Source organism: Flavobacterium soyangense (genome assembly GCF_015277675.1).
GTDB classification, from domain to species: domain Bacteria; phylum Bacteroidota; class Bacteroidia; order Flavobacteriales; family Flavobacteriaceae; genus Flavobacterium; species Flavobacterium soyangense.
On sequence record NZ_JADHEC010000063.1, the window covers coordinates 1 to 5,224 of the forward strand.

The window sequence follows — 5,224 nt, forward strand, 5'->3', positions numbered from 1 at the left end:
GAATTTTAGCTAAAATAACAGCTTTAACTTTGGTTCAATTCATCAATAGATTTATTTTTGAAAGACCAATAAACAATATTAAAACACAAATAGTTTAATTACACCCAACGGGTTAATCAAGTCTTTATTTGTAGTAAAACATCATTATATTTGAGCAAAAAACTTATGCAAGATGGATATAAAATAAGAGATCAAACTTTACCTCATTTTATAACTGCAACCATTGTTGATTGGGTTGATGTTTTTACAAGAAAAAATTACAGAAACATAGTTGTGGAATGTTTGGATTTCTGTATTACAAATAAAGCTATGGTTTTGTATGGTTACGTGATTATGAGCAATCACATACATATGGTAGTGCAATCTAGCGATGGGGAGTTGTCGGATTTGTTGCGAGATTTTAAAAAATTCACTGCTACAAAAATTATAGAAAAAATAAAGTCTGATCCTGAAAGTCGAAGAGAGTGGATGTTGGAACGTTTTAATTTAGCAACCGAAAGTCATTCCCGAAATAAAAATTATCAGTTTTGGCAATATGGTAATCATCCCGAAGAAATTTATAGTAACAAATTTATGTGGTCAAAGTTGGATTATATTCATCTTAACCCTGTTCGTTCAGGTATTGTAGAAAAAGCATCACATTATATCTATTCCAGTGCCAGTAATTATGTTTCTGATAAAGGCTTATTGAAAATTGAAAAGGCAGACATTCCAATTGTTGATGTGCTAAATTTGAATAATTTTACCAAGTATAACGAGTATTGAATTTGAAAAAGTTGTAACGGTATATAGAGAGTATTAGTAGGATGCTGTGCGAAGTCTCCCGACTTCGTACCCATTACTATATTCCATTCTTATTTTAGCAGCTTTTTTTCTGTGTTTGTTGATTGTTGGAATAGCTACGAAGTCGGGAGACTTCGCAGAGCAATCACGATTATATTTTGCTGTCACGACTTATTCACACTTCGCAGAACTGGGATAGGGAACTAGGAACGGCTTGTTAGGAAAAGTACGTTTCTATTCCCATTTGTCTTTTGCTTTTCCGTCCGCTATGGTTTGCCATTGCATATTTTCAGGACAATCGCAGCCGCCTTCTTTAAGTGGTTTTATATGATCAATTACATAACCGGATCTGCCTTTTGGATAACCGGTTTGTTTTTTGAAATCATTTTTTGCAGATTGACTTCTTTTTATTTTGCCTTTTGAATCCCTCTTTATGACGTAGTTGTAATTGGCATCATTGTTAAATTTTGGAACCTCTGTTACTGTTGTGGTCGAAGAATAGGTTTGCTTGTTTTCCTTAAACCGCATATCAGGAGTTCCATCTTTTTTTAAATGTTGGGCATTAAGGAAATTGCACAGCAATAAATAAAGGATTACAGTAAAGATTCTTTTCATGCGATTTCTGTTTAAATTAGGTTTAAAGATTTATGAAAGGTATTAGAGCAATCACGATTATATTTTGCTGTCACGACTTATTCACACTTCGCAGAGCTGGGAAATACAGTAGATTACTTCGTTGATTCTTAGCTCTCGATGCTGTGCGAAGTCTCCCGACTTCGTACCCATTACTATATTCCATTCTTACTTTAGCAGCCTTTTTTCTGTGTTTGTTGATTGTTGGAATAGCTACGAAGTCGGGAGACTTCGCAGAGCAATCACGATTATATTTTGCTGTTACGACAAATTCACACTTCGCAGAGCTGGAGACTTCGCAGAGCAATCACGATTATATTTTGCTGTCACGACAAATTCACACTTCGCAGAGCTGGGGTTTTTTACTCAATTAAAAACAATTTATTAAACTCAACTAATGAAGTTTCAAAATACTTTTTTTCAAATGGTTGTGTCCAACTTTCGTATTTTTCTGGACATCTAAATCTCACAATTAAATCATTTTCTTTTTTGATTTTCATAATGAATTTTTCATAATGTGTCTTTTCACCTTTTAAATATGATAAAACTTGTATTCTTAGTTCCTCTAAATCTAAATGTGTTGTTCTTACTTCGTCAAAATCAGAAACACCTTCTCCAAGATTTTTGAGTTTCAAAAATTCTGCTTCACTAAAAATATAGGCATTGTATATTGGATTAATATATCGTCCTTCGCTTATTGCTGGATATTTATAACGTACTTCGACTGTATTGCTGCATAATACGTAATACATCACGTTGTTATATTCAATTGTTCTAAAATTGATTAAACCATAATAATTCTGAAGTGCATTTAATTTTTCAACCCATTTTTCCGTGTCTTTATCATATCGGTAAAGATTTGCTTCTGATAAAATTGGGCCTTTTTCTTTGAAATTTATTATTGTTCCATCAACTCTTTCTTGTCCGTAACCAAATCCGCTGATTAAAATAAATCCGTAAATAATTAATTTTTTCATATTTCTTTTAAGTTCATTTTTTTTGAGCAAACTTTAGCCCAATGACTTTCCTTGGCTGAGGGATGTTGCAAACTAGGGAAAACAAATTGTTATTATTTGTTTTGTTTTTTCTTGTGAAACGACGATTCCACTAGATTCTGCTATATTGCAAAACCAGTATTATCCGTTTGGCTTTTTATTTAGGCGTCGCAGTCGTAAAGTTTTTATTTTCACTATTGTATAATTCAAGCCTATTCTCATTATTCAAAATGAAATATTCACCGTTATATCCGCCGTCTTTATAATCGAATCTAATTCCTTTTTCAGTTTTACTTTCTTCAAGTTCTACATCTGAAGTTTGTCCGTTTTTGAAAACTGTTTTGATAAAAGTTTTATTGCCTTTTTTGTAGATTATTAGATTTGAAAAAGTGTATTTATTTTCGTCCCATTTTCCAATCACTTCACCTTCAATTTTTTCGGAAAGTTTGTCTTTGTTAACGTCTTCTGCAGTTGTCGAACCAGTAATAACTATTTCTAATTCTGGATCGAAATGACTTGTTGCCCAACTCGAAACATTATTTTCAACCCCTTTTAATTGATAAAACATATAAAATCTTCTTTCCTCTTTCTTTGAATTAAATAGTTCTTCTGCAAGAGTTGCTATTTGTCCTTCGGTTAGCTTTCCACTTAGTTCTACATATAATTGATTTTTTTCTAACACTTCATTACTCTCGTCTTTTATTATATCGTATGAGAAATTTTTAGGTAATTCTTCTTTAGTATATTTGCCAATTTTCGAATTATCTCCCCAGCTGGCAATAATTATAATTGCAATTAGTGATGTTATAGCAAATTTCCAATTATTAGCAATAGTTGTGTTTTTCCAAAGACCATAAAGTCCAACAGGAAAAAAAACGACACATAAAAATATTACGAGCCACTTTTTTTCATACCAAGCATTTGTTGTTGAGGTTTGAGTATTTGAATTGTTTCTACTTAAATTATTTGGTTTTTTCGAAGGTTTTAATTTCTCAATCTGTTCGTTTTTAAGATTTTCAATTTCTTCAGGACTTTTACAAGTTAATTTAGCAATACAATCATAAATACTAACTATATGGTCATTTGATTTTGTAATTTCATAAGAATCATTAAAACTACCTATTTTTCTTCTTATTTCAACAGTAATTTCAGTTTTAAATTCACTAATGTTATTTAAGTTAATATCTACATAAACGCCTAAACTTAATAATTCTAATGCACTATAGGTATATTGATTAAATATCTCATTTGAACTTGAAAAGGTGTATTTAGAGTTTATCAAGTTTATATTTTTTACACTTAACTTTACTCTTTCGATAGGAAAATCAACTTGAATTGTCTTTTTGGGATTTGGAATTGCGCTTACAGACATAATTGTTTAATTTATTTCTTGAACTTGTTGTATATCTTAATTGTTTTTCTGAAAACGTTAAAAGTTCCGTTTTTTTCCATTCCATCGCCTTTTAAAAACTCACCGTTTTTACCAATTAACTCAATATTTTCTTCATTTTTTTCTCCCATTGGAGTATATAAAACGGATATTTCTAAAGTGTCTTTTACCGTTTCAAAATCTATATCTGTTAGAGTTTTATCAAAACTTCCATTTTCATTTTGATAATTTTTATAATCATTTATCCATTTTGGATCATCTACTTTAAAATCAAAATTTATTTCACCATTTTTAACTAAAGTTGAAAATGCAGAATAATGTTCTCCAGCATATTGTTCAGAACTATTATTACGTTTGTAATCTCTTTGAACGTCAATTGTAAAAGAAGTGTTTTCTGGAAAATTAGTTTTGATATTTACTTTATAATTGTTTTCAGAAACTTCCTCAGTTTTAACATCAATTTTGAATTCTTGAGTTTGTTCTTTCTTTTCATTGCAACTTGCTAAAGTCAAAATAGATATTAATAGGAGTATTTTAATTTTCATAATTTATTTACTTTTATTGGTTATTTTTTCAATTATTGGTTATTTTTTCAATCTGTTTTTTGTATTAGTTTCCAGCACCTTCTTCAATTATTTCTAACAAATTACCATCATTATCAAACTTTGCTTTTACGAAATTTTTGACTCTACCACCAAAAGCATTGTTGCCACTATAAACTGTCCTCACAACAATATAATCTGTCATATCCCAATAATTAGTTTCAACGTGTTCATAACTTTCAGGGTCGTTCATTGATTTTTTAATAAGTTTTGTCAAGGTATTGTGCGAGCCATCCCAAGCACTAAACTGTTTGTCTAATTGAATTTGTCTTTCAGTTTTAGCCGTGCCATCAGCGTTTTTTGTATTGTCTTCGTCGCCACTCCCAAAAGCAATGAGAATAAAAAAGCATAGAGCTAATACCGAAAAGATGTGCGACGTCATTTTTTTTGTTTTCATAAGATTTTGATTTTTATTGATTTTAAATTAGAAACGGAGTAAAAAGGTAAAGCTGTCGATAATAGTAAAAGGATAAAATCTATTTTATCAAATGTTCCAGGAATAATTCCAATTAACTGACCAATCTCTGAAAAGAGTCCAACTATTGGAGCAAGAAAAATCCATAATACAGATTGTCTAGTTATCTTAAAGTCCCAGATTAATAGAATTATATATGTAAATGAGAACAACCATAAAGCATCGGGCAAACTAAATTTTATCCAATTTGGAATTGTTAGATTTTGAAGTTGATTGTCGGTTCGTAAAAAAAATCACTATCGACCGACAAAACTAAGATTTAGGCAATAAATTCCTTTTAACCCTAGTAAATGCTAGGATTATTTTGTAAAATAAAAAACCTACCTCCCTATATTTCAGAAGAATT

6 protein-coding genes and 1 pseudogene are annotated in these 5,224 nt (G+C 30.4%); 2 read left to right on the forward strand and 5 right to left on the reverse strand.

The genetic code is table 11. The features are described 5' to 3' along the window. Both IR213_RS15725 and IR213_RS15730 read left to right on the forward strand, forming a co-directional pair. Positions 1–98: pseudogene (locus IR213_RS15725) on the forward strand (IS982 family transposase); the annotation flags it as partial. Between the two features lie 67 nt (positions 99–165). Next, complete coding sequence (locus IR213_RS15730) at positions 166–765, forward strand: REP-associated tyrosine transposase (protein ID WP_194313248.1); 600 nt, start codon at positions 166–168, stop codon at positions 763–765. Positions 766–1,017: 252 nt separating this feature from the next. Here the strand turns inward: IR213_RS15730 and IR213_RS16440 are convergent, their stop codons facing one another. The 5 genes from IR213_RS16440 to IR213_RS15755 form a co-directional block, all read right to left on the reverse strand. Further along, positions 1,018–1,398: an HNH endonuclease signature motif containing protein gene (locus tag IR213_RS16440; RefSeq protein ID WP_228479215.1), complete on the reverse strand. Its 381-nt coding sequence runs from the start codon at positions 1,396–1,398 to the stop codon at positions 1,018–1,020. A 380-nt stretch (positions 1,399–1,778) separates the two neighbouring features. Beyond that, on the reverse strand, positions 1,779–2,393 hold the full coding sequence (locus tag IR213_RS15740; protein ID WP_194313244.1) for a hypothetical protein: 615 nt from the start codon (positions 2,391–2,393) through the stop codon (positions 1,779–1,781). Positions 2,394–2,568: 175 nt separating this feature from the next. Then, positions 2,569–3,783, reverse strand: coding sequence for a hypothetical protein (locus tag IR213_RS15745; RefSeq protein ID WP_194313245.1), 1,215 nt, complete (start codon positions 3,781–3,783; stop codon positions 2,569–2,571). An 11-nt stretch (positions 3,784–3,794) separates the two neighbouring features. Beyond that, a complete protein-coding gene (locus IR213_RS15750) occupies positions 3,795–4,346 on the reverse strand; it encodes a hypothetical protein (protein ID WP_194313246.1) in 552 nt (183 codons plus the stop codon). A gap of 64 nt (positions 4,347–4,410) precedes the next feature. Further along, positions 4,411–4,800 carry a hypothetical protein gene (locus IR213_RS15755; protein WP_194313247.1) on the reverse strand — a complete coding sequence of 130 codons (390 nt, stop codon included), beginning with the start codon at positions 4,798–4,800 and terminating at the stop codon, positions 4,411–4,413. Positions 4,801–5,224: the final 424 nt, after the last annotated feature.